Genomic DNA, 24098 nt, shown 5'->3' on the forward strand with positions numbered 1-24098 from the left:
CGCCCACGCGCCGCCGGCGCCGTGCTGCCCACGCGCCGCCGGCGCGGCGGCGGTAGACAGAGGAGCATGCAGATCGGCGTGGTCTTCCCCCAGACCGAGATCGGCGGCGACGTGGGCGCCGTGCGGGCCTATGCCCGGGGCGTGGAGGAGGCGGGGTACGCCCACCTCGTCGCCTACGACCACGTGGTGGGCGCCGACCCGGTCGCCCATCCCGGATGGAACGGCCCCTACGACGTGGACTCCACGTTCCACGAGCCCTTCGTGCTGTTCGGGTTCCTGGCCGGCATCACCCGGCTGGAGCTCGTGACCGGGATCGTCATCCTGCCGCAGCGCCAGACCGCCCTGGTGGCCAAGCAGGCAGCCGAGGTCGACCTGCTCACCGCCGGCCGGTTCCGGCTCGGCGTGGGCCTCGGCTGGAACGCGGTGGAGTACGAGGCGCTGGGCAAGGACTTCACCGACCGGGGACGGCGGGTCGAGGGCCAGGTCGCGCTGCTCCGGCGGCTGTGGACCGAGCGTGCCGTCACCGTCCACGGCCCCGACGAGCAGGTGACCGGCGCCGGCATCGCGCCCTTGCCGGTGCAGCGCCCCATCCCCGTGTGGTTCGGGGCGGCGTCGCCCCCGGCCTATCGCCGGGCCGGTCGGCTCGGCGACGGCTGGATGCCGCTGGTGCCACCCGGGCCCAAGCTCGACGAGGCGAAGGAGATCCTCGAGCAGGCGGCCCGGGCCGCCGGGCGGGACCCGGCCGCCCTCGGCATGGAAGGCCGCGTCAACTGGGGGGACGGCGGCGTGGCGCGGGCGCTCGACCATCTCGGCCGGTGGCGCGCGGCGGGGGCCACCCACCTGTCGGTGAACACCATGGGGGCCGGCCTGGCGTCGGTGGACGAGCACGTGCGCGTCCTGGCGGAAGTGTCCGAGGCCTTCGGGCTCGGACGGTCCGCGCCCGGCTGACGGCGCCGGCCGGGGCGGTCGTCCGCCCCCCGTCCGTTGGTGCACGCGGGCGGCGCAGGCGGGTACCGTCGGGCTCCACCGGGGCCACACGGGCCCGGGGCCCGCCGAGACCAGGAGCCCGCCGCCTTGAGCACCTCCGACATGCCCTCCCTGGAGATCCCCGACGAGGTCCTCGCGGCTGTCCCCGAGTACGCGAGCAACGAGCAGGTCGTCGTGATCGTGGACTTCCAGGGGGTCGTCCTCGGGATGAACAAGGCCGCCGAGGCGCTGTTCAAGATGGAGAGCGCCGACATCGCCGGCGAGTTCGTCGAGATGCTCGTCCCCTCGGGCAAGCGCTGGGGCCACCAGGCCTACCGGCGCGGCTACCTGGTCGAGCCCCGCGACCGCGAGATGGACCCGGGTCTGTACCCCGAGGCCGAGACGGCGGAGGGTGAAATCGTCCCCATCGTGGGCCGGCTCCAACCCGTGCACGTCGACGGCAAGCTCTTCGTGGCCGCCCACCTGACCGTCGACGACGCCCCCCGTCCCACGGACTGACGCTCGCCCGGGCCGGCCGTGGGCCGGCCCCGACCTGCCTCCCGTCCCGACCTCGGCCCCGGATCGGCCCCGGCCCTCGGCCCGATCCGGTCCCCCGGCGCCGGATCGGCCCCGGCCCTCGGCCCCCGGCCCCCGGCCCCGGTCGATCCGACCGGGAATCCCGGTACCCTCCGATTGGTTGTGATTGCAACGATTCAGGCGCGCCCTCCCCGGGCGTGGCCGGGCGGGAGAAGGACCGACATGACCATGACAGAGCTGAACCGGACGCTGCCGCTGCTGCCCCTGACCTCGGGCGTGGTGCTCCCGGGCATGGTGTTCACGATGGCCCTCGAGACCGACGAGGCCAAGGCGGCGGCCGACGCCGCCGGCTCGGTGGGCGGTGAGCTCGTCCTCGTGCCCCACATCGACGGCCGGTACGCCGCGGTGGGGGTCATCGCCTCGATCCTCGAGGTGGGGGAGCTGCCCGGCGGCCCCCTCGCCATGGTGGTGAGCGGCGTGCGCCGCGCCGCCATCGGCACCGCCGTCCCCGGCACCGGCCAGGCCCTGTGGGTCCAGGTCGACCCGGTGGCCGACGCCCCCGAGACGCCCGCCGCCATGGAGCTGGCCCGCGAGTACCGGGCCGTGCTGGAGAACATCCTCCTGACGAGGGGGGCGCGCCGCATGGCGGAGCGCCTGCGCGACGTCACGGACGCGTCGCAGATCGCGGATCTGTCGGGCTACTCCCCGGACCTGAGCCTCGCCCAGAAGGTCGAGGTGCTCGAGACCGTCGACCTCGAGGCGCGCCTGCGCCTCGTCCTCGGCTGGGCCCGCGAGACCCTCGCCGACCTGACGCTGCGCGAGCAGATCAAGACCGACGTCGAAGAGGGTATGGAGAAGACGCAACGCGAGTTCCTCCTGCGCCGCCAGCTCGAGGCCATCCGCAAGGAGCTCAACGAGATCGACGGCTCCACCGACGAGGGCACCGTCGACGACTACCGCACGAAGGTGGAGGCGCGCGACCTGCCCGACGCCGTGCGGACGGCGGTGCTGCGCGAGGTCGACAAGCTCGAGCGCACCAGCGAGCAGAGCCCCGAGCACGGGTGGATCCGCACGTGGCTGGACACCATCCTCGAGCTGCCGTGGGGGGTGCAGTCCGACGACAGCCTCGACGTCGAGGTCGCCGCGGCGATCCTCGACGAGGACCACGACGGGCTCACCGACGTGAAGGAGCGCATCCTGGAACACCTCGCCGTGCGCAAGCTGCGCGCCGAGCGCGGGCTGACGTCGGTCGGGCCGCGCGGCTCGGGTGCCATCCTGGCGCTCGTCGGCCCCCCGGGCGTGGGCAAGACCTCGCTCGGCGAGTCGGTGGCGCGTGCGCTCGGACGCTCGTTCGTGCGCGTGGCCCTCGGCGGCGTGCGCGACGAGGCCGAGATCCGTGGCCACCGCCGCACCTACGTGGGCGCGCAGCCGGGCCGCCTGGTCCGGGCCCTGCGCGAGGCGGGGACGATGAACCCCGTCATCGTGCTGGACGAGGTCGACAAGCTCGGCGCCGACTACCGGGGGGACCCGTCCTCGGCCCTGCTCGAGGTCCTGGACCCGGCCCAGAACCACACGTTCCGGGACCACTACCTCGAGGTGGAGCTCGACCTGTCCAAGGTCCTGTTCCTGGCCACCGCCAACGTGGCCGAGACGATCCCGGGCCCGCTGCTCGACCGCATGGAGGTCATCCGGCTCGACGGCTACACCGAGGACGAAAAGGTGACCATCGCACGCCACCACCTCCTGCGCCGCCAGCTCGAGCGCACCGCGCTGCGGGCGGACGAGGTCGAGGTGTCCGACGACGCGCTTCGGACGATCTCGGCCGACTACACGCGCGAGGCCGGCGTGCGCAACCTCGAGCGTGAGATCGGCCGCCTCCTGCGCAAGGTCGCCACCAAGCTGGCGTCGGGCGCGGTGTCCGTACCGGTCGTGGTCGACGCCGGCGACGTCCGGTCCTGGCTCGGTCGCCCGCGCTTCTTCTTCGAGGCCGCCGACCGCACCAGCCTGCCCGGTGTCGCCACCGGCCTGGCGGTGACGGGCACGGGCGGCGACGTGTTGTTCGTCGAGGCCACCGTCATGGACGGGACCGAGGGCCTGACCCTCACGGGCCAGCTCGGTGACGTCATGAAGGAGTCGGCGGAGATAGCGCTGTCCTACGTGCGGTCGCACGCCACCGAGCTCGGCATCGACCCGGGCGCGTTCACCGGCAAGCGCTTCCATCTGCACGTGCCCGCGGGCGCGGTGCCGAAGGACGGGCCGTCGGCCGGCGTCACCATGACGACGGCGCTCGTGAGCCTGCTGCGTGACCGGCCCGTGCACGCCACGGTCGGCATGACCGGCGAGGTCACGCTGCAGGGCCGGGTGCTGCCCATCGGCGGTGTGAAGCAGAAAGTGCTCGCCGCGCACCGCGCCGGGCTCACCCACGTCGTCCTGCCCGTGCGCAACGGGCCCGACCTCGAGGACGTGCCCGAGAGCGTGCGCAACGAGGTCACGTTCCATCTCGCCGAGACCGTGGACGACGTGCTGACCGCGGCGCTGGCCGACGATGCCGTTGTGCCCGCGCCATCCTCCGGGGCCGGCGCGTCCGGCGCGTCCGGCGCGCCGGCGTGTGGGGACGGGAGCCCCGTCGCCGCCTGAGGACGGCCGTCGACCCGACACGGCGCGTCGGCGATGCCGGCGCGCCGTGCCGTCTGCCTGTCACCGATCGGTCACACGGCGTTCAGCGTGCGCCCGTCCCCAGGCACGGCGATACCCACACGGCGTGCACCGATAATCCACAGCGTTGTGGATGTCGTGCGGATATCTCCGGACCCGCGTGCGCGTCGTTCACGCGCGATGCCGCCCGGGCGTCGGCCGCGGAAGTGTCCACCCGTGGTGACAACCCGTCGCCACGTCAGGGTGTCACCCGATGTTGACTTGCGGCGGTCCCGGGTCCTCGCGCCAGCCGGGCGTTTCCGGCCGGAGCCGCCCGGCTGGGCGGGACCGGGCGCCTGGTCGCCGTCGAGAGGCGCGGGGCCGGCGGTTCAGCGGAGGTCGAAGGCCACCTTGATGGCGCCGCTCGTGCCCTGGTCCGCCAGCACCGAGAAGGCCTCGCGCCAGTCCTCGAGCCGGAAGGTGTGGGTGAGCAGGCCCGTCAGGTCCACACGTCCCTGGGCGGCCAGGTCGAGGAAGTGGGTGATGCCGTGCTTGCGCACGCCGTCGACCTCCTCGACGCCGAAGGCGTTGGAGCCGACCCAGGTGATCTCCTTGAAGTAGAGCGGTGAGTACTCCCAGCGCGCCGGCGCGTGGACCCCGCTCTTCACGAGCGTCCCCCGGGCCTTCAACAGGCGGACGCCGACCTCGAAGGTCTCCGGCTTGCCGATGGTATCGTAGACGACGTCGATGCCGCCGGGGTGTGCCATGGGCAGGCCCTCGCCCACGGGTCGGAGCACGCCACCGGACCAATCGGCCACCGCCTCGATGAGCGCCTGGCGGGGCTCGGGCGTGAACACCGTCGCCCCCAGGCGCCGGGCCAGCGCCGCCTGCGCCTCGAAGCGCGCCACCACCGCCACCTCGACGTCGGGGTACAGCGTCCGGAGGATGGCGGTGGCGGTCGTGCCGAGGGCCCCGGCGCCGTAGACGAGGGCGCGGCCGCCGGGCGCCGGTGGATGGCGCGTCACCGAGTGCAACGAGACCGCGAACGGGTCGGCGAAGACGGCGACCTCGTCGGGGACCCCGTCGGGGACGGGGATGAGCATGGAGTGGTGGGCGGGGAAGTACTCGGCGAACCCTCCCGGCGCGTCCTTGCACGTCCCGGTGTGGATGCCCGCCGCCAGGCTCCCCTCGGTGAAGTGCCAACAGAGGCTGTAGTCACCGGCCGCGCACGACGGGCACACCGGGTCGATGCCGCGGGGCCCGCACGACAACCACGGGTTGAGGACGACGCGCCGGCCGACCTCGAGGCTCTCGGCCCCGGGGCCGACCTCGGCCACGTCGGCCACCACCTCGTGGCCGAGGACGGTGGGGAACGTGAAGAGGTTCGACAGCGGGCTGTCCGAATTGCCCTCGCCGAAATCCATGAAGACCTGTTTGGCCTCGGAACCGCAGATCCCCGTCATGCGGGTCTTGGCCATGGCCCATCCCGGGCGCTCGGGCCGGGGCTGCTCGAGGTCGACGAGCTTCATGGGGGTCCGGGCCAGTCCCATGAGCAGCGGGTTGGTGTCGTCGGGCGGCGTCCACGGCTCGGGCCGCACGCCGTAGAGGAGACCCTTCACCGCTCAGACCATGTCCGTGAGCCGTTCCCACCCCGCCGGGGGTGGGGCGAGCCGCCAGAACTGCTCGGGGACGTTCGCATCGAGCCGCTCCCCCAAGGCGTGATCGCGCTGCAAGGGCGCGACCTGGCTCTTGTAGAACTCGATGGCGGCGCGCTTGCGCGCCATGTCGGGGTCGACGGGCACGACCGCCGGTGTGGGCCACAGGCCGCTCAGGAACAGCTTGGCCACCCGCCAGGCGAGGATGCCCGGGATGTGCTTGTAGCCGTGGTCCTCGTACAAGAACCACGCCGGCGGCGCCGCCGAACCCGCGAGCGCGGCGCGCGCCAGGAGCCCGGCGTCGTGGGTCAACGCGTGGTCGGGGTTGGCGAGGCCCATGGGGAGGAAGACCGCCGTGGGGGAGGCGCCGGCGATGGCCTGCTCGAGGGCGGGCGCCACCTGCTCGGGCCGGGGCCGCAGGTCCTTGGCGAGGTACTGGTGGTCGGCGAATTCGAGCCATACCGGCGTCGCCCCCAGGTACGCCATGGCGGCCCGGTCCTCCTCGCGCCGCATCGCCACCACGTCGTCACCGGCCTCGAAGCCGCCGCAGGCGTCCCACGAGGTGGGCTCATCGGGGTATGCGGGGGGCCGCCCGCCGAGGACGGTGACGACGGTGGTGCCCGGGTGGCGGTCGATCAGGTGGGCGGCGCCGAGGACGGCGTCGTCGAAATGGGGCGACACCACCAGGATGCGGGCGAGCACCCCGGGCTCGACGAGACCCCAGGAGACCCCCTGGACGTTGCCCGTGTCCGACGCCATGGACCGGACCGTAGCGCGCCGCGGTCGGCCCGTGGCGGCCGGTCGGCCGCGGTCAGCTCGTGGCGGCCGGTCGGCCGAGGTCAGCTCGAGAGCGGCCGGTCGCCACCCGGCGATGCACCCGGCGGACGGGGCACGACCGTCCGCCGCTGCAAGCGCCAACCGTCGGCCCCGCGCACGACCACGTCGCGATACTCGCCCGAGCGCGTCCGCCCGTCGCCCATGACCACGAGGTACTTGCACCGGACGCGCGCCCGGCCGTCGGCGTCGGCCCGGATGACGACGTTGGTCGTGAGATGCGACACCGGGTGGTCGAGATTCTCGAAGCAGGCGCGCAGCTGGGCCTCGCCTTTCGCCGTCCCCCGGCCGAAGGCCTGCAGGTCGAACTCGCCGTCGGCCGCGAACACCTCGCCGAGGCGATCCCAGCCGGCGTCGTCGACGATGTGCCCGTAGAGCGCCAACAGGTCCTGGACGGCGAGCATGTCGGTGGCGTCCATGACGGCGTCAACAGCTCCCCGTGTTGCACAGGCAGAATTCGTTGCCCTCCGGGTCGGCCATCACGCTCCAGGTGCAGCCGTGCGAGGACACGACGTCGGGACTGCGGCGCGTGGTGCCCAGCGCGGCCGCCCAGAACGGCGCCAGCCCGTCGGGGTCGCGACTGTCGAGGACGAGGCCGATGTCCACCGCAGTCGTCACCGTCACCGCGCGCCTCCTGTCCGGGCCGGGGCCCCATCTTGCCCCCGCCCGGGCCGGCGGGTGAGCCGGCGCCGGTGGCGCTCAGCGAACGAGGCGCCGGCGGCGCTCAGCGAACGGGGCGCCGGGCCGCCCCCGCAGCCTGCGAGCGGCGCCGGTCGGGCCCCGGCTGCGGGACGTCCCACCCGGCGTCGGGGGCGTGTGCAGGCGGCCCGCCGATGGCCTCGTCGATCAGCCTGATGATCTCGTCGCACCGCTGTCCTGGGGTCATCGCCGCCTCCTGATCGCCTGGCCTTGTTCACCTTGCGCCTGAGGACGTGGCCCGCTCCAGGGCCGTTGGTGCGTCCGGCCCGGGTCTTTCGTCCCGAGCGTGCGGCCGGCCGGCGCCTGACAGCGCAGGCTCGGTGTGACACCGTGGTCGCATGTGCAGAAGCATCGTGACCCTGCGGGACCCCGAGCCGGCGTCGGACGCGGACGTACGGGCCGCTGCCTTGCAGTACGTCAGGAAGGTGAGCGGCTACCGGGCGCCGTCGCGGGCCAACCAGGAGGTCTTCGAGCGTGCCGTCGACGAGATCGCCGGTGCCACCAGGGAACTGCTCGACGGGCTCGTGTCGAGGGCGTCCGCCCGCCCCGCCCGCCCCGCCTGATTCGCCCGATCAGGCGGATCAGGCGGTGGCGCCCAGCGCGCGCACGAGGGCGCCGACCTGTTCGTCGAGGGCACGCCGGCCGAGCGCGCTCTGGGGGGCGATGATGTCGAACCCGTGGCAGGCTCCGGGGATGGTGTGCAGCTCCGTGGGAACGCCCGCCTGCATGAGCCGGCGGGCGTAGTCGATGCCCTCGTCGCGCAGGGGGTCGAGCTCGGCGGTGAGGACGTACGCCGGCGGCAGGCCCGACAGGTCGGTCGCCCGGGCCGGGGCGGCGTAGGGGGAGACGTCGCCGCGGGCCGCGTCGTCGCCGAGGTAGTGGTCCCACATGTCCGCGTTGGAGCGGTTGGTCCACAGTGGCGTGGTGTCGAAGGCGCGCATGGACGGCGTGTCCATGCGATCGTCGATCACGGGGTAATTGAGGAGCTGGAACGCGAGCGCCGGGCCGCCGGCGTCGCGTGCCGCCAACGCCACCGCCGCGGCCAGCGCCCCGCCGGCGCTGCTCCCCGCCACCCCGGTGCGGGTGGGGTCGAACCCGAGCTCGCCGGCGTGCGCCACGGCCCAGCCGAGGGCGGCGACGCAGTCGTCGACGGCGGCCGGGTAAGGGTCCTCGGGCGCCAGGCGGTAGTCCACCGACACCACCACGCACCCGGCGTCGGCCGCGTAGCGCAGGCAGCGGAGCTCCTCGGTGCGGGTGTCGCCCAGGACGAAGGCGCCCCCGTGGAAGAACACCAGCCCCGGGCGCGGTGTGTCGACCGGGCCTACGGGCGTGTACACGCGGACGGGCACGTCGCCGCCACCGGCCGGGCCGGGGACCGGGCGGTCCGTCACCGAGACGCGCTCGTCGGTGGGGAGCGAACCACCTGTCGCCGCCAGGAGGTCGGTCGTGGAGCGCAGGAGGCGGACGACGTTCATGTCCCGGAGGTGCTCTCCGGGGTCCATGCCGACGGGGAAGGCGGCCAGGGCCTCGGCGAGCTCGGGGTCGAGCGCCATCGTCAGCGGTGGAAGTGGGGGATGACCTCTTTCCCCATGAGCTCGATGGTCTGCATGACGGCCTCGTGGGGAACCTTGTACGGGTTCACGAGGCAGAGCAGCAGGTCGATACCGGCCTCCTCGTACAAGGTGCACGTCCGTATGCAGTCCTCGGGCGTGCCGAGCACGCAGGCGTTGGCCTCCACCAGGTACTCCAGGGTCAACAGGTCGAGGGCTCCCTCGTCGTCGATCCTCTTCATGTCCGCTGCGTAGGAGTAGGAGCCGAGGTCCTGGTTGCGCTCGCTCATCCAGTCGGTCATCGAGGCGATGTGGCGGGCGCCGGCCTTCGGGTACCACTCAAAGGACTCGCGGGCCATGTCGTAGGCGGCCGCCTTGTCCGGCGCGCACAGCGCCATGGTGAAGGTGGCCGCCCGGTCGTTCACGAAGGCCCCGATCGGGTCGGTGCAGTTCGCCACGGCCTCGCGGTAGACGTCGACCTTCGTCTTCACCTCCGCCGGCGAGACGCCCACGGCGAAGGAGCACAGCCCGAGGCCCAGTGCGCCGACCTGGCGGTGCCCGTCCTCGCTGCTGGTGGCTCCCCAGATGGGCGGGTGGGGGCGCTGCAGCGGCTTCGGGTGCACGCGGCGCTTGGGCATCGACCAGTGCTGGCCGGCGAACTCGTACTCGTCGTTGGTCCAGCACCCCACCACGTGGCCGATGGCCTCCTGCCACATGGCGCGGGTCTGGGCGGGGTCGACGCCGAAGCCTTCGAGCTCGGCACGCGTCGAGGAGCGGCCCGTGCCGAGGTCCACGCGACCGTCGGAGAGCAGGTCGAGCACGGCCACGGACTCCGCCGTGCGGACGGGGTGGTTGTAGGGGCCGGGCATGAGGCGCACGCCGTAGCCGATGCGGATGCGCTCGGTCATGGCCGCGATGGCGCCGTAGAGGACCTCGGGGTTCGAGCAGTGCGAGAACTCCGAGAGGAAGTGGTGCTCGACCGTCCAGAAGGCGTCCCACCCGTAGCGCTCACCCGCCAGGGCCTGCTCCAGGACGTTCTTGTAGGCCCGGTGCTCGCTGTCGGGGCCCCATGGCTGGGGGACCGGGATCTCGTAGAAGAGGGCGAACTGCACGGGGCAGGGTCCTATCATCCTGCCCACCGGACGACAAACCGCCCGCGGGACCGACACACCGCCGGCGGGACCGACACACCAGGGAGGGCGCATGCGGGGGCTGGCCGGCAAGAACGTGATCGTCACGGGGGCGGCTTCCGGCATCGGCCGGGCCTGTGCGGCCCGTCTCCTCGAGGAGGGCGCCGGCGTGCTGGGCGCGGACGTGGCGCCCGGGGCCGACGCCCCGTCGGCCGCCGACGGTGGCGCGTGGGCCTTCACTCCCGTCGACGTCACCGACGAGGCCTCGGTGGTCTCCCTGGTGGAGGAGGCCGCCCGTCTGTTCGGCCGGGTCGACGGCCTCGTCAACGCGGCCGGGGTGGCCGGTGGCGGGGCGGTCCACATGGTGGACGCCGCCGAGTGGAACCGGGTGGTCGGGGTGAACCTCTTCGGCACGTTCCTGACGGCCAAGCACGCCATCACCCGCATGCTCGGGCAGGACCCGGTCGACGGGGAGCGGGGGTCGGTCGTCACCATCGCCAGCATCGAGGGCATCGAGGGGACGGCGGGCGGGAGCGCCTACAGCGCGTCCAAGGGCGGGGTCGTCATCCTCACGAAGAACATGGCCATCGACTACGCGGGACGGGGCATCAGGGTCAACACGATCTGCCCCGGGTTCATCGACACGCCCATGACCCAGGCCATCTTCGGGATGGAGGGCATGGAGCGGGCGCGGCGGGAGATCACGCGCGAGCACAAGCTCGGCCGCTACGGCCGACCCGACGAGATCGCCGCGGCGGCCGCGTTCCTGCTGTCCGCCGACGCCTCGTTCGTCACCGGGCACGCCCTGGTGGTGGACGGTGGCTACACCGCCGGGCGCGACCACGGCGTCACCGAGATGCTCGGCCTCTCCGATCCCGACGGGCACGCATGAGCGGAGAAGGTCGTCGATGATCTTCATCGTCGTGAAGTCCAGGAGAAGGCCCTCGCCATGCAGCCCCCGCTCCTGGCCGGCATCCCGGACGTCGTGAACATGGAGGTCCCGGCAACGGCATGGTCCACGGTGGCGGAGATGTCCCCGGCGGCCGGCGACCCCGGCTGATCGCCGCCGACACCGGGGGCGGGTCCCGGTCACGACGATGACCTGCACGTCCCGACCGTAGGACCGCTCGGCACCGGGCCGTCAGGTCTGCGACGATGCAGGGGACGTCCCCGTGCCGCGTGCCCGCGCCGACCGGGGCCGCCCGCCCGGAACCGGCGGGATCGACGCAAGGAGGCGGCGGTGGACGGCGACATCGTGATCCGTGGGGGCTCGCTCATCGACGGGACCGGCGCACCCGCCCGCCCGGCCGACGTGGCCGTGGCCGGCGGCCGGATCGTCGCCGTCGGCGACGGCCTGCGCGGCGAGCGCGAGCTCGACGCCACCGGCCAGGTCGTCGCACCCGGGTTCATCGACATCCACACGCACTACGACGCCCAGGTGTTCTGGGACCCGTGGCTGACGCCGTCGTCGTACCACGGCGTGACCAGCGTGGTCGCCGGCAACTGCGGCTTCTCGATCGCGCCCATCCGTGCGGATCTCGCTCCGTTGCTGGCCCGCACGCTGCAGCACGTCGAGGACATGAGCCTCGACACACTGTCGGTCGGGGTGCCCTGGGACGAGTTCGAGACCTTCCCCCAGTACCTCGACGCCGTCGAGCGCCGGGGGGCGGCGCTCAATTTCGGGTGCTACGTGGGGCACACGGCGGTGCGCATGTACGTCATGGGCGAGGACTCCTACGAGCGCGCCGCCACCGACGCCGAGCTCGGGCGTATGCAGGAGGTGGTGGCGGAGTCGATGGCCGCCGGCGCCATGGGGTTCGCCTCGAGCGCCTCGCCGACCCACAACGGGGACGGCGGCCGCCCCGTGCCGTCGCGCGTGGCCGACCTCGACGAGCTGCGCGCCCTGCTGGCGCCGGTGCGCGACGCCGGCAGGGGAGTCGTCGCCCTGCTGCCTGGGGGCGTCATCAAGAACCGGGAGGTGTTCGAGCTGCAGCGCTTCGTGGGCCGACCCATCACCTGGACCGCACTGCTCACGGTCAAGGGGTACCCGTACCACGAGAAGGTCGTGGCCGAGAACGACGCCGCTCGGCTCGACGGCGTCGAGGTGTGGCCGCAGGTGTCGTGCCGGCCACTCGTGTTCCAGATGAACCTGGCCGAGCCCTTCACCCTCAACGCGCGGCCCAGCTTCGCCAAGCTCATGGGCCTCGACCACGACGCGCGCACGGCCGCGTACCGCGACCCGGCATGGCGCGCCGCCAGCTGGGAGGAGCTCTCCGGCGCCGGCGGCGGACTTCCGTTCAACTGGCCGTCGGTGTCGGTGGCCGAGTCGCCCTCGCATCCCGACCTCGTCGACCGGACCGTCGTGGACCTGGCCGACGAGCGCCGGTGCACGCCGCTCGACGTGGTGCTCGACATCTCCCTCGACGACGACCTGAAGACCCGGTTCTGGTCGGTGCTCGCCAACAACGACCCCGAGGGCATCGCCTGGCTCCTACCCCGGGACAACGTCCTGCTGGGCCTGGCCGACTCGGGCGCGCACGTCTCGCAGCTGTGCGACGCGTGCTTCGCCACCGACCTCCTCGGCACCTGGGTGCGCGACAGGGGGGTGATGTCGCTCGAGCGGGCGGTGCACAAGCTGACCGCCGAGCCCGCCGGGGTGTACGGCCTGTCGGACCGGGGCAGCGTCGAGGTGGGCAAGGCCGCCGACCTGTGCGTCTTCGACCCCGCCGTGGTCGGGCCCGGGCCCTTGCGCCGCGTCGTCGACTTCCCCGCCGACGGCGAGCGGCTCACCGCCGACCGCCCCGTCGGGATGACCCACGTGCTCGTGAACGGCGTGCCCATCAGGGTCGACGGCGAGCCCGCGCCCGAGGGACTCGACGCCCGCCCCGGCGTCGTGCTGCGGAGCTGAGCAGCGCTGCACCGGTCGCAGGCGCAGGGCCCGCCGGACATTGCGGTCGACCTCCCCCTCGACTACCCGACCTCTTCGCCGTCGGCCCGGGCGACGGGGCGGCCGTCCTCGAGGTAGACGAAGCCGGACGCCCCGATCGACGCCCCGACCCGGCGTCGGAGGGGACCGCTCAGCATGGAGAGCGCCTCCTCGACGGGCACGAGGCGGTACTCGGAGATCTCGTCCGCCGGGACGACGACGGCCCCGAGCGCCCGGTCGTCGACGACGCCGCAGTCGAACAGGAAGCGCATGCCGCCCGGCTTCCCGGGCCGGGGGCGGAGGAAGTCGACGCACACCAGCCGGCCGGCGTCGACGGCGAGGCCGCTCTCCTCTCGCACCTCGCGCCGGCACGCCTCCCACGGTGTCTCGCCGTCGGCCTCCATCTGGCCGCCGGGCACCGTCCAGGCGCTCTTGTAGGTGGGCTTCAGGACGAGCAGCCGACCGAGACGGTCGAAGACGAGCGCCCCCGCCGAGGCGGGGACGCGGGGGACCTCGACCGTCGTGTCCCCGGTGGGCGGGCCGGTCACGACGACCGCATGCGCGTCATCAGGCGCCTCCGGCATCCACAGGGTGAGACTTCCGTCTCCCGGCGGGCCCGTCAAGGACCGCGGCCCGTCTCGGGCACCGACCCGAGCCGCCCAACCTGCGGGGAGAGCGAGCGCTGGGCCAAGCTGCACCCACGTGTCGCCGGACGACAGAAGGGGAACGCCGTGGGAGTCACGCTCTCGCACCTGGGGATCTGCGTGTCCGACCTCGACCGGTCGGTCCGGTTCTACTGCGACGGGCTCGGGTTCGAGCTCGTGCAGTCGCACACCGTGGGTGACGAATTCGGGCGGCTCATGGAGCTCGAGGACGTCGTCCTCCAGTCGCGCTTCGTCCGCCGCGACGGGGTGAGCGTGGAGCTGCTGCACTTCGACTCGCCCGGGACATCGGGCGAGCCGGTGCGCCGGCCGATGAACCAGCTCGGGATCACCCACCTGTCGCTGCGGGTCGACGACCTCGACGACGTGGCCGCCACCATCGAGTCCTTCGGGGGGACGGTGCTCACGGGCACCCGCACCACCTTCGGGTCGACCGACGCCTCCCTCGACTTCGTCTACTGCACCGACCCCGACGGCGTGCGCATCGAGTTGATGCGCCTACCCGGCTGACGCCGGCGCGTGGGCTACGGTCCGGCCGACTCCGGCGCGTGGGCTACGGTCCGGCTGACGCCGGCGCGTGGGCTACGGTCCGGCTGACGCCGGCGCGTGGGCTACGGTCCGGCCGATGACCACAGCGGACGACGGACAGAGCGCGCGCGTCATCGAGAACCTGATCGCGCGGTACGCCGAGCTCGTGGACGGCGGCGACTTCGGGGGGTTGGGGTCGCTGCTCGCCGATGCCCACTTCGGGGGGGAGGGCGACAACGTCGTCGCCGGCCGCGAAGCCATCGAGAAGACCTTCCGGGCCATGGTCCGCACGTACGAGGACGGCACACCCCGTACCAAGCACGTGACCACCAACATCATCGTCGAGGTGGACGACGACGCAGGGTCGGCGACCTCCCGTTCGTACGTCACGGTGTTCCAGGCGCTGCCCGGCCTGCCGCTCCAGCCCATCGTGGCGGGCCGCTACCGCGACCGGTTCGAGCGTCGCGACGGTCGGTGGCGATTCGTGGAGCGGCGTTTCACCACGGACCTCGTCGGGGACGTGAGCCGTCACCTCCGCGTCGGGCCGGAGATCCTCAACAGGTAGCACATAGTGAGATAGCCACTACGGAATGTGTTTGTGCTTCGCCGGCACCGCCTTCACTCCTACCATTGACACCATGCAGAGCGTGCGGATCGCTACGGACCGGGGCACGCGTACGGGCGTGAGGCTCGCCAGCGTCTGGGTCGTCGACGGAGAGCCCGGCGACAAGAGCGAGGCCGTCGGTGCCTTCGACCTCCGGGTGGAGCCGGGGGGCTGGACGCTCACCGACCCGGCGGTGCCCGGTGTCGAGCGCCAATGGCCGTGGGACGACATCGGCGGGCTCACGCTGGCGGGCGCGGCCGAGACGCCCGACGGCAGGGGTGGCACGTCCCTGGAAGTCATCGTGAACGGTTGGCCCGTCCACCTGGTGGTTCCCACCGACGAGTTCCCGGGCCCCGGGGTGCGGTCGCTGGCGGCGCTCGCCCCGCCGGGCCATGTCCTCGACGGGCTCGGTGACGACACCGCCGCACCCGACCCCGTCTCCTCCCGACGCGGCTCGCCTTCCCGGGGTGCGGCGCTGTCCATCGCCGTCATGGTCGCCGCCACCGTGGGTGGAGCGGTGCTGGCGAGCACCTCCGGAGCGGCCCCGGGGCCGTCGGGTGGTGGGAGCACCCAGCCCGCCACACCCGCGGGCACGCCCCGGGTCACGACGCCCACGCCCCGGGTCACGACGTCCACGCAACCGTGGATCCCTCGCCCGGCAGGTTCGGCGGACATCGCACCCACGCCGGCACCCACGGCGATCGGATCGAGCCTGTCCTCCGTGACCGGTCTGGCACGGGACCTGGGCGCACCACGGGCCCCCGACACGACGAGGGCCCACCAGGCCGGCACGGCGCGGGGCGGGGGATCGTCCTCGCGTGGCGCGTCGTCGGTGCACGGGTCGGCGCGCTCCGCTGTCGCCGACCCGTCGGCCGCACGCCCGGCGTCCGCGCATCCGCCTGCTGTCCCGGGGACCACGTCGCCGGCCGGGACCGCGCTCCCGCTCCCGCTGCGCCCGGGCCCCGGCCCCGGCTCCGGCCCCGGAGCCTGGGGTTGGAGGCGCGCCTGACCCGTCGCCCGCTCCTGGCCACTTTCTAGAACGTGTTCTAGTATTGGGCCATCGGACCCGGCCACCTGGTGGGCCGGGTCCCCGGGCGGAGGTGGCCACGGCACCGTGCGCAGGGCGGTCTACGACGGGATCGGCCGGGTCTACGCCCGTCATCGCCGGCCCGACCCGCGCATCGCCGTGCAGATCGCCCGAGCGCTCGGCGACGCCCGGACCGTCGTAGACGTCGGCGCCGGGACCGGGTCCTACGAGCCGGTCGACGCGCGGGTCGTCGCGGTCGACCCTTCACCGGTGATGGTGGCACAGCGGACCGACCGGGCACCGGTGGTGCGAGCCGTGGCCGAGCACCTGCCGTTCGGCGACGGCGCCTTCGACGCGGCCATGGCCGTGCTGACGATCCATCACTGGTCCGATGTCGCTGGCGGCCTGTGCGAGATGGCCCGCACCGCCCGCCGCGTCGTCGTCCTCACCTTCGACCCGGTGGTGCACTCGTCGTTCTGGTTGTTCACCGACTACCTGCCCGAGGTCAACGCGCTGCCCGTGGCTCGCGTCGTGGGCCCCGACGTGGTGGCCGACACGATCGGCGCGGCGCGCGTCGAGGTCGTCCCGGTCCCCGCCGACTGCGTCGACGGGTTCAACTGGGCCTACTGGCGCCGGCCCGAGGCCTACCTCGACCCCGAGGTGCGCGCCTGCATGTCGGGCCTCGCCCTTCTCCCTCCGGGCCTGGTGGACGAGCGCATGGCCCGCCTGGCGTCGGACCTCCGCGACGGGTCGTGGCACGAGCGCCACGGCGACCTGCTCGGCCTCGACGCCGTCGACGGCGGACTGCGGCTCGTGGTCCGGGACTGACCGGGCCCTCGGCGCGGTCAGGGTGTGGTCAGCGTGCTACCACGAACCCGGGAAACGTGCTGGCCTCCTTGGGCCCCGACCAGGTGGTGGGGCGCGCGTTCGCCACCGACCTGGGTGCCGTGCCGGTCTCCACCGTCCCGGTGGCGGTGATGGCGGCGTTGGGGGCGGGCGTCGTAGGGGACCGGGTGCCGCGCCCGGCAGCCCGCTGGGCCACCATGGTGCGCGTGCCGAGCGTGCGCGCCATGGAATCGGACGACGTCGCCGCCTGCGAGTCGCTGTGGCACGACGCCTTCCACGCCATGCGGGTCGCGTACCACCTCCCCGTCGCCGCCATCGGGGACGCCGAGCACGAACAGGCCCGCCGGCACATGGCCCTGGTGCGCGATACCGACCCGGGCGGATCGTGGGTGGCGCTGCAGCGGGACGAGATCGTCGGCTTCACCCAGGCCCTGCGGCGCGACGACCTCTGGGTGCTGTCGCTGTTGGCCGTGGCCCTCGCCCACCAGGGGAGGGGCGTGGCCCGCACACTGCTCGATCGGGCGCTCTCCTACGGCGACCCCTCGAGCCCCGGGATGATCATGTCGTCGCGGCATCCCGCCGCCCTGCACCGCTACGTACAGGCCGGCTTCGCCCTGCACCCCACGGTGGCCGCCCGCGGCGTGGTCCGTCGGTCGGGGCTCAAGGCCGGCACCACCGTCCAGGTCGGGGGCCCCGGGGACCTCGAGACCGTCGCCCATGTCGACCGCCGCCTGCGGGGCGCGTCCCACGGGCCCGAGATGCGACTGATGCTCGACGAGGGTGCGCAGCTCCTCGTGGTGCCCGGCCGCGGTTACGCCCTGGCTCGCCCTGGAGGGGTGCGGGTCATGGGGGCGGTCGACGACGAGACGGCCGGAGCGCTGTTGGCGGCCGCGCTGGCGGTGTCGCCCGAGGGAACCGTCGTGGACGTCAATTGGATCACGGGCGCGCAACAGTGGGCGATCCGGGTGTGCTCGGACCTCGGCCTCGAGCTGCACCCGGTGGGGGCCGTCATGGTGCGCGGGCGGCCCGGGCCGCTCGCGCCCTACCTGCCGAGCGGCGCGTACGGCTGAGCCGCCGGGACCGCCACACCACCGGCGCCGCGGGGCGTGCCCGCGGCGGCCATGCGGCGCAGGACGCTCCACGCCTCGTCCCGCCCGGCCCGCATGAACAGGGCCCAGTCCTCGGTCGAGAGGAATTGCCGGTAGAAGCCGAGCCCCATCACCACGTCGTAGGCCACCGGCTCGATCATGTGGACCTCGGTGCAGGCTGCCAGCCGCGCCAGGTTCTCCCGTGCCAGCTGCGCCTGCTGGCTGGTGCGCACCTGCGCGGCGACGTCCAGGATGGACAGGGGCCGGTCGCGCCAGCCGGTCTGGTCCTCGCCCGCGAAGCCGGGCGGGTAGAAGCCGTTGACGGCGATCACGGCGTCGCAGGGGGGCTCGAAGTCGAGGACGGGGTGGACGGGGAAGATGTCGACGATGCCCCCGTCGCACCACGAGCCCCCGTCGAGGGCCACGGGGTCGAAGAACAAGGGGAGCGACACCGCCATGCGCACCGCCCGGGCGACCGGCATGTCCGGCTGCGTCCGGGGGCCGATGAACGCCACGCGGTTCTCCTCGACGTTCCAGATGGGTGCGTAGGCGGGCACGGGCATGTCACCCAGGCGCATGTCGCCCAGCAGGTGGCGGTAGCTCTGCTCGAGGCGCTCTCCTCGCAACAGGCCCGCGAAGCCCCGGGCCGCGGTGGGCACGAGGGCGGCGAGCTTGCGCCAGTCGACGTCGACGTAGTCCGACGGGCGCAGCGAGCACGAGAAGGCGGCCACGTCGGCGGCCGGGATGCCCGCCGCCAGCGGGAACCCGAAGAGCGCCGAGCCCGAGCACAGGGAGAAGACGGCGGGGCGCAGCCCGGCCTCCTCGAAGGCGCGGCTGACGCCGACCACCGAGGCCAGCGCGCCGCTCCCACCGGTGGCCACCAGGCCGATCCGGCGCCGCCCGAGGGCCGGCAGCGGGTGGCGACGGGCGGTCGCGAACGGCCTGGTGTCGACGGGGCGGGGCCGGTCGACGGGGAGGGGGAGCATCGAGCGCCGGACGAGGTCGAGGAACCCCGTGTCCTCGCGCACCGCCCGCCCCACCTGGCGGACGCGCACCAGGACGTCGAAGTACTGCCGGAGCCGGAAGATGTCGACCACGGAGCCGAGCACCGTTCCATCGTCGCCCCGGTGGCGCCGCCCGGCGAGGGCCGAAGGACCCATCCTCGGGCGACCCGGGGTCGGCCCGTCACAGCGGGCGCGGTGTGGTCGAATGTCGGGCGGCCCGCCGCACGGTGCCGGGGAGGTGGGGACGCCATGGATCTCGGGGATGTCGACCTCACCGACCTCGACCTGTTCACCGGCGGCTTCCCCGACGACGTGTTCGTGCAGCTGCGGCACGAGGCGCCCGTGTGGTGGCACGAAGCCACGGCCCACACGCCCGACGGCACCGGTTTCTGGGTGGTGAGCCGTCACGGCGACATCCTCGACGTCACCGGCGACGCCGAGACGTTCTCGTCGGAGCGCGCCCCGGGCGCCGCCGCCGGCGGCACCATCATCGAGGACCTGCCCTACGGGTTCGCCTCCGGCGTGCTCCTCAACATGATGGACGACCCCCGGCACCACCGGATCCGGCGCCTCGTGACCCCGGCGGTGGCGCCGCGGGCGCTGGCCGCGCTCGAGCCCGAGCTGCGGGCCCGGACGGCCGCCATCCTCGACGGTGTGGCCGCACACGGGCGGTGCGACTTCCTGGTCGACGTGGCCGTGGAGCTCCCGCTGCAGGCCATCGCCATGCTGATGGGCGTGCCCGAGCAGGACCGCCACGACCTCATGGCATGGACGAACGCCACACTCACCTACGACGACCGCGAGCTCGGTGCCCGCAGCGCTGGCTCGGAGGACGCGGCCGCCGCCATGGCCGCCTACGGCAGCGCGCTGGTGGCGCGCAAACGGGCCGAGGGCGGTGACGACATCGTCGCCACCGTGGCACGAGCCACCGTCGACGTCGACGTCGACGTCGACGGCAGCGACGACGGCATCGCCGGTCGCGGTACCCGGTCGGCGCCGTTGTCGGACCTCGAGCTGCTCATGTTCTTCAACCTCCTCATCGCCGCCGGCAGCGAGACGACGCGCAACGCCATCGCCCTGGGCATGGCGGCGTTGATCGAGCACCCCGACCAGTGGGAGCTGCTCCGATCCGACCCCGCCGCGCTGGCGCCGGGCGTCGAGGAGATCCTGCGGTGGTCGAGCCCCACCCTCTACAACCGGCGCACGGCCACCCGTGACGTCGAGGTGGCGGGCCGACAGGTCCGTGCCGGCGACAAGGTGACGCTGTGGTGGGCGTCGGCCAACCGCGACGAGTCGGTGTTCGACGACCCGTTCCGCTTCGACGTCCGGCGCACACCCAACCCCCATCTGGCCTTCGGCTACCGCAGCCATTTCTGCCTGGGGGCGAACCTGGCCCGCCTCGAGATCCGCATCATGCTCGAGGAGCTGCTGGCGCGTTTCGACCGGCTCTCGCTCGACGGGCCGGTGGAGCGGTTCCGGACGAACAAGCACGCCGGCGTGAAGCACATGGACGTGGTGCTGCACCCCCGGAGTCCGGGCCCCGCGCCGGCCACGACGCCGACGACGCCGACGACCGGGACGACATCGACGACGGAAGGGAGGCGGCATGGCCGGTGAGGGTGGCAGCGTGGTGGAGCGCTACCTGGACCGTCTGGTGGCGCACGACTGGGCCGCCCTGGCGACGTGCCTGGCCGACGACGTGGTGCGCGTGGGCCCCTTCGGCGACACCTACACACCGAGAGATGCCTACGTGGCCTTCCTGTCCGAGCTCATGCCGTCGCTGCCGGGCTACTCCATGCGGGTCGAGCGGGTCGTCACGACCGGGCGCGTGACGGTGGTGGAGCTCTCCGAGACCGTGGAGATGGCCGGGACGCCGGTCCACACCCCCGAGGCGCTGGTCTTCGACGTCGACGAGGACGGGCGCATCGCCCACATCGCCATCTACATCCAGCGCCTCGGTGAGGTGCCCCGAGCGCCGTAGGGAGCGACGACCGCCCGTCGCTACGTGCCGCCCGCCTCGGCCGCCTCGGCGCCGGCCGACCCCGCGGCGTCGAGGCGGGACGCACGCCGGGCGGTCCGGGGGGCGGTCCGGGGGGCGCCCACGACGCGCAGCCAGAACTGCAGGCCCGGCCCGATGAGCACCCCGGTGATGACGGTGCCGACACCGACGTCGCCCCCGAGGGCCCACCCGATGGCGAGCACCGTGGCCTCCATGGTGAGGCGGATGGGCGCGAGCTGGCGGCGCAGCACGCGGTGCAGGCCCAGCATCACGGCGTCGTAGGCGGCCACCCCGACGCGGGCCCGGATCATCATGGCCCCGCCCAGGGCCATGGCCCACGTGGCGAGGAGGACGATCGTGACGCGCAGCGGCCAGCCCGCCATCGTGGGCACGGAGGGCAGGACGGCGTCGAGCGTGACCCCGCCGATCACGGGGAGCGCCAGTGTCCCGGGCCCCGGCCACGACCGGAGGCACAGTGCCACCGCCACGAGCATGAAGCCGGTCGCCGCCACCGAGGCGCCGATGGAGATCCCCGTCGAGCGGGCGAAGCCGTCCTGGAGCACGAACAGAGGACCGAGGCCGATGCCCGCCCGGATGGTCAGTGCGTAGGACAGGGTGGAGATCGTCGACCCCGCCAGCAGCAGGGCCACCCGGCCCGCGCACGAGCCCGCCCGCACCGTGCCCCGTGCCGGGCCGCCGGCGCTGCGGGCCACGCCCTACTGCTCCTCGACCTGCACGGTCCTGCCGTCGGACCAGCGCCGCAGCACCAGGTACCGGCCCTTCAGCGCCGCGTGGTCGTAGTGGCCGAATCCCATGGTGGTGCCGTCCATGCCGCTCGACGCCGGGAGCTGCTTCACCCGTTCGAGCCCGTCCTTGATCCCCTGGCGGGTGAGGTGGGCGGCGCGGGCCACGGCCTCGCCGATCAGCCTGCCCATGTCGTAGGCGGCCACGCCGATCGGGCCGGCCGCGCTGCGCGGCGACCGTTCGCGCAGCGCCGCCCGGGCGGCGTTGTCGTCGGACACGCTGTCGACGTACACCCACCCCTCCCAGCCGGCGCGCCAGTCGCGCCGGGCGTAGCCGAACATGAGCGCCGAGTTGGCGACCACGGGCACGTCCCAGCCGTCGCTTACCACCCCCAGCGCCACCGCACGGGCCGCCACACCCAGGCCGAGGTAGGTGAGGACCTCGGGGCCGCCTGCCCGCAGCCGGCGCACGGTGGGCGAGACGTCCTGCGCCAGCGGCGACACCGCCGCCACGCCGGTGATGTCGATGCCGAGGGCGCCGCAGGCCTCGGCGAAGAACTCGGCGTAGCGCCGGCCCACCGGCGAGTGGTCATGGGCCACGGCCACGCTGCCGTGCCCGGCGCGCACCAGGTGGCGGGCGAGGACGGCGGGCTCCTCTTCGAGCGATCCCACCTGGTAGTGGTACATGAACTCCCCGCGCGTGCGCTCGCCGCCGGTGTAGTTGATGCACGGCACGCCGCGGGCGTCGGCGAGGGGGCCCACGATCAGCCCGTTGTCGCTGATCGACGGCCCGAGCACGGCCAGCACGCCCGTGTCGACGAGCTCGGCGAAGGCGCGCTCCACGTCGTGGGCCGTCCCCGCCGGCAGGCCCCGGGCGTGGCGGGCCACCAGCTCGACGGGGCGGTCGAGGCGGCCGGTGGCGGCCACCTCGTCGAGGCCGACGCGTACGGCGTCCTCGAAGAGCGCCCCCCCGTCGGCCTGGGGGAAGTCGTAGAGCACGCCGACCAGGATCGGTGCCGTGGTGCCTGCCTCGTCGGCCATGGGATCCCCTCCGGGTGTCTGGTGTCGAGTGCCGGGTGTCGATGGTTCGGATGCGACGGTCAGCGCGACAGGACGACCACGCCGGCGTTGGCGCCCCGGCCCACGGTGTGGGCGAGGGCGACGCGCGCCCCCGGCACCTGGTTGGCGCCGGCGTCGCCGCGCAGCTGGTGGACGAGCTCGACGACCTGTCCGAGCGCCGAGGCCCCCAGGGGCTCGCCCTTCGACAGCAGGCCGCCGCTCGGGTTCACCGGGAGCCGCCCGCCGAGCACGGTGGCGCCCTCGTCGACCATGGCGGCCGCGCCGCCCGGCGCGCACAGTCCCAGCTCCTCGTACGAGAGCAGCTCGCGCGCCGCGTCGGTGTCCTGGCACTCCACCACGTCGAGGTCCTCGGGCCCGAGGCCCGCCTCCTCGAAGGCCGCCGTGGCGGCCAGGGTGGTGGCGGCGGGCGCACCGTCGTCGGCGAGGCCCGACATCGGGGTGGACTCGCTCAGCACCGGCCCGGGCACGTGCGAGCGGAGCACGGCCGCGTCGAGGCGCACCCGCCCCCGCGTGTCGTCGGGGCGGGTGAGCACGACGGCGGCGGCGCCCTCGTTGGGGGTGCAGAGCATCCACAGGTGCAGGGGCTCGCACACGACGCGTGACCCGAGGACGGCGGCGGCCTCCACCTCCGAGCGGAACATGGCGTTGGGGTTGGTCGTGCCGTGGCGCCGGTTCTTCACCACCACTGCCGCCAGGTGGTCCTTGGTGACCCCGGACGTCTGCATCAGCCGCTGCGCCCGCAGGGCGAAGTACGCGGGCGTGGCGCCGAGCCCGGCCTCCTCCTGCCACGGCTCGAAGAACGACGACCGGATCATGCCCCTGGGCATCTTCTCGACGCCGAAGACGAGCACGGTGTCGTAGGCGCCGGCCCGGATCGCCCCGGCGGCGAGCATCAGCGCCGCGCTCCCGCTGGCGCAGCCGGCCTCGACGTCCACGATGGGCATGCCGGTCATGCCCAGGCGCGACAGGACCTTGTGGCCCGAGGCCACACCGCCGTAGGCGGTGCCGCAGAACGCCGCTTGGAACCCGCCCTTGCCCACGCCGGCGTCGCGCAGGGCGTCGCGCACCGCGGCCACGCCCATGTCGGTGATCGACGTCCCGTCGAACCGACCGAACGGATGGATGCCCACCCCGGCGACGTCGACGGCGGTCATGACGTGCCCACCGGCGCGAAGGCGTAGGTCACGACCGGCGCGCCGTCGTCGGCGGTGCGCACGGTGGCGAGGACGAGCACCATCTCCTGACCGGCGCGCAGCCGGGTGGGGTCGGCCTCGGTCAGGCGGCCGATCACGCGCAGCCCCTCGGGCAGCTCGACCACCCCGAACCCGTAGGGGACCTCGCCGACATAGCCCGGCGGAGCGGCCGTCACGGCCGTCCACGCCCACAGGCGCCCGGTGCCCGACAGCTCCACGGCGGCGACGCCGTCGGCGGCGCAGTACGGGCACGTGTCGTGCCGGGGGAAGCTGTGGTTCCCGCACGCCGCGCAGCGCCCCCCGAGCAGGCGCGGCTGGTCCCCGGCGCTGAACAGGCCGTCGGTGACGGGGACGGCGGCCGCGGTCGCTCCCATGGCGGGCTCCGCCTTCTGT

The 24098-nt window shown here is 73.7% G+C and carries 26 protein-coding genes; 13 read left to right on the forward strand and 13 right to left on the reverse strand.

What is annotated here, in order from left to right:
- Positions 1 to 66 precede the first annotated feature (66 nt).
- The 3 genes from VMV22_03590 to lon all read left to right on the forward strand — a co-directional run bounded on the left by VMV22_03590 (position 67) and on the right by lon (position 4140).
- Positions 67 to 948 carry an LLM class F420-dependent oxidoreductase gene (locus VMV22_03590; protein ID HUY21404.1) on the forward strand — a complete coding sequence of 294 codons (882 nt, stop codon included), beginning with the start codon at positions 67 to 69 and terminating at the stop codon, positions 946 to 948.
- A 126-nt stretch (positions 949 to 1074) separates the two neighbouring features.
- Entirely contained in the window at positions 1075 to 1485 is a 411-nt protein-coding gene (locus tag VMV22_03595) for a hypothetical protein (protein ID HUY21405.1), read from the forward strand.
- 240 nt (positions 1486 to 1725) lie between these two features.
- On the forward strand, positions 1726 to 4140 hold the full coding sequence (gene lon / locus VMV22_03600; GenBank protein HUY21406.1) for an endopeptidase La: 2415 nt from the start codon (positions 1726 to 1728) through the stop codon (positions 4138 to 4140).
- Between the two features lie 386 nt (positions 4141 to 4526).
- On the opposite strand, the gene VMV22_03605 is transcribed toward lon, so the two are convergent.
- The 5 genes from VMV22_03605 to VMV22_03625 all read right to left on the reverse strand — a co-directional run bounded on the left by VMV22_03605 (position 4527) and on the right by VMV22_03625 (position 7512).
- Positions 4527 to 5756 (reverse strand): alcohol dehydrogenase catalytic domain-containing protein, encoded by a 1230-nt coding sequence (locus VMV22_03605; GenBank protein ID HUY21407.1) that lies wholly within the window; start codon positions 5754 to 5756, stop codon positions 4527 to 4529.
- A 3-nt stretch (positions 5757 to 5759) separates the two neighbouring features.
- The gene (locus VMV22_03610; protein HUY21408.1) at positions 5760 to 6551 is read right to left on the reverse strand and encodes a PIG-L family deacetylase; all 792 of its coding nucleotides are present in this window, start codon (positions 6549 to 6551) and stop codon (positions 5760 to 5762) included.
- An 80-nt stretch (positions 6552 to 6631) separates the two neighbouring features.
- Positions 6632 to 7045 (reverse strand): nuclear transport factor 2 family protein, encoded by a 414-nt coding sequence (locus VMV22_03615; GenBank protein ID HUY21409.1) that lies wholly within the window; start codon positions 7043 to 7045, stop codon positions 6632 to 6634.
- Positions 7046 to 7052: 7 nt separating this feature from the next.
- Positions 7053 to 7250, reverse strand: a complete 198-nt coding sequence (locus tag VMV22_03620; GenBank protein HUY21410.1) for a hypothetical protein — start codon at positions 7248 to 7250, stop codon at positions 7053 to 7055.
- A 100-nt stretch (positions 7251 to 7350) separates the two neighbouring features.
- Entirely contained in the window at positions 7351 to 7512 is a 162-nt protein-coding gene (locus VMV22_03625; GenBank protein ID HUY21411.1) for a hypothetical protein, read from the reverse strand.
- 151 nt (positions 7513 to 7663) lie between these two features.
- On the opposite strand from VMV22_03625, the gene VMV22_03630 reads away from it, so the two are divergent.
- Positions 7664 to 7888 (forward strand): DUF2277 domain-containing protein, encoded by a 225-nt coding sequence (locus VMV22_03630; GenBank protein HUY21412.1) that lies wholly within the window; start codon positions 7664 to 7666, stop codon positions 7886 to 7888.
- Between the two features lie 18 nt (positions 7889 to 7906).
- Here VMV22_03630 and VMV22_03635 read toward each other — a convergent pair whose 3' ends face one another.
- Both VMV22_03635 and VMV22_03640 read right to left on the reverse strand, forming a co-directional pair.
- Positions 7907 to 8878, reverse strand: coding sequence for an alpha/beta hydrolase (locus VMV22_03635; protein HUY21413.1), 972 nt, complete (start codon positions 8876 to 8878; stop codon positions 7907 to 7909).
- Positions 8879 to 8880: 2 nt separating this feature from the next.
- Positions 8881 to 9987 (reverse strand): LLM class flavin-dependent oxidoreductase, encoded by a 1107-nt coding sequence (locus VMV22_03640; GenBank protein ID HUY21414.1) that lies wholly within the window; start codon positions 9985 to 9987, stop codon positions 8881 to 8883.
- Positions 9988 to 10078: 91 nt separating this feature from the next.
- Between VMV22_03640 and VMV22_03645 the strand changes: the two genes are divergently transcribed.
- Positions 10079 to 10897: an SDR family NAD(P)-dependent oxidoreductase gene (locus VMV22_03645; GenBank protein HUY21415.1), complete on the forward strand. Its 819-nt coding sequence runs from the start codon at positions 10079 to 10081 to the stop codon at positions 10895 to 10897.
- 348 nt (positions 10898 to 11245) lie between these two features.
- A complete protein-coding gene (locus VMV22_03650; protein ID HUY21416.1) occupies positions 11246 to 12913 on the forward strand; it encodes an amidohydrolase family protein in 1668 nt (555 codons plus the stop codon).
- Positions 12914 to 12975: 62 nt separating this feature from the next.
- On the opposite strand, the gene VMV22_03655 is transcribed toward VMV22_03650, so the two are convergent.
- On the reverse strand, positions 12976 to 13479 hold the full coding sequence (locus tag VMV22_03655) for an NUDIX hydrolase (GenBank protein ID HUY21417.1): 504 nt from the start codon (positions 13477 to 13479) through the stop codon (positions 12976 to 12978).
- A 183-nt stretch (positions 13480 to 13662) separates the two neighbouring features.
- Here VMV22_03655 and VMV22_03660 point away from each other — a divergent pair, with 183 nt between their 5' ends.
- From VMV22_03660 to VMV22_03680, 5 genes are all read left to right on the forward strand, one after another.
- Complete coding sequence (locus tag VMV22_03660) at positions 13663 to 14103, forward strand: VOC family protein (GenBank protein ID HUY21418.1); 441 nt, start codon at positions 13663 to 13665, stop codon at positions 14101 to 14103.
- A 115-nt stretch (positions 14104 to 14218) separates the two neighbouring features.
- Entirely contained in the window at positions 14219 to 14686 is a 468-nt protein-coding gene (locus VMV22_03665) for a nuclear transport factor 2 family protein (protein ID HUY21419.1), read from the forward strand.
- Between the two features lie 73 nt (positions 14687 to 14759).
- Positions 14760 to 15734: a hypothetical protein gene (locus VMV22_03670; protein HUY21420.1), complete on the forward strand. Its 975-nt coding sequence runs from the start codon at positions 14760 to 14762 to the stop codon at positions 15732 to 15734.
- A gap of 105 nt (positions 15735 to 15839) precedes the next feature.
- The gene (locus VMV22_03675) at positions 15840 to 16580 is read left to right on the forward strand and encodes a methyltransferase domain-containing protein (GenBank protein ID HUY21421.1); all 741 of its coding nucleotides are present in this window, start codon (positions 15840 to 15842) and stop codon (positions 16578 to 16580) included.
- A 56-nt stretch (positions 16581 to 16636) separates the two neighbouring features.
- A complete protein-coding gene (locus VMV22_03680) occupies positions 16637 to 17668 on the forward strand; it encodes a GNAT family N-acetyltransferase (protein HUY21422.1) in 1032 nt (343 codons plus the stop codon).
- Here VMV22_03680 and VMV22_03685 read toward each other — a convergent pair.
- Positions 17641 to 18795, reverse strand: a complete 1155-nt coding sequence (locus tag VMV22_03685; protein HUY21423.1) for a patatin-like phospholipase family protein — start codon at positions 18793 to 18795, stop codon at positions 17641 to 17643. The genes VMV22_03680 and VMV22_03685 overlap by 28 nt on opposite strands.
- 144 nt (positions 18796 to 18939) lie before the next feature.
- On the opposite strand from VMV22_03685, the gene VMV22_03690 reads away from it, so the two are divergent.
- Positions 18940 to 20307 carry a cytochrome P450 gene (locus VMV22_03690; GenBank protein ID HUY21424.1) on the forward strand — a complete coding sequence of 456 codons (1368 nt, stop codon included), beginning with the start codon at positions 18940 to 18942 and terminating at the stop codon, positions 20305 to 20307.
- Positions 20297 to 20671 (forward strand): nuclear transport factor 2 family protein, encoded by a 375-nt coding sequence (locus tag VMV22_03695; GenBank protein ID HUY21425.1) that lies wholly within the window; start codon positions 20297 to 20299, stop codon positions 20669 to 20671. Before VMV22_03690 ends, VMV22_03695 begins: the two co-directional genes overlap by 11 nt.
- 20 nt (positions 20672 to 20691) lie before the next feature.
- Here VMV22_03695 and VMV22_03700 read toward each other — a convergent pair whose 3' ends face one another.
- From VMV22_03700 to VMV22_03715, 4 genes are read right to left on the reverse strand one after another with little or no spacing between them, the layout of a single operon-like run.
- The gene (locus VMV22_03700; GenBank protein HUY21426.1) at positions 20692 to 21402 is read right to left on the reverse strand and encodes a hypothetical protein; all 711 of its coding nucleotides are present in this window, start codon (positions 21400 to 21402) and stop codon (positions 20692 to 20694) included.
- Between the two features lie 3 nt (positions 21403 to 21405).
- On the reverse strand, positions 21406 to 22473 hold the full coding sequence (locus VMV22_03705) for an ABC transporter substrate-binding protein (protein ID HUY21427.1): 1068 nt from the start codon (positions 22471 to 22473) through the stop codon (positions 21406 to 21408).
- Positions 22474 to 22532: 59 nt separating this feature from the next.
- Positions 22533 to 23666, reverse strand: coding sequence for a thiolase family protein (locus VMV22_03710; GenBank protein ID HUY21428.1), 1134 nt, complete (start codon positions 23664 to 23666; stop codon positions 22533 to 22535).
- Positions 23663 to 24079: a Zn-ribbon domain-containing OB-fold protein gene (locus VMV22_03715; GenBank protein ID HUY21429.1), complete on the reverse strand. Its 417-nt coding sequence runs from the start codon at positions 24077 to 24079 to the stop codon at positions 23663 to 23665. The genes VMV22_03710 and VMV22_03715 overlap by 4 nt, the downstream gene beginning before the upstream one ends.
- Between the last annotated feature and the right edge of the window lie 19 nt (positions 24080 to 24098).

The sequence above is a fragment of the Acidimicrobiales bacterium genome (assembly GCA_035531755.1).
GTDB lineage: Bacteria > Actinomycetota > Acidimicrobiia > Acidimicrobiales > UBA8190 > DATKSK01.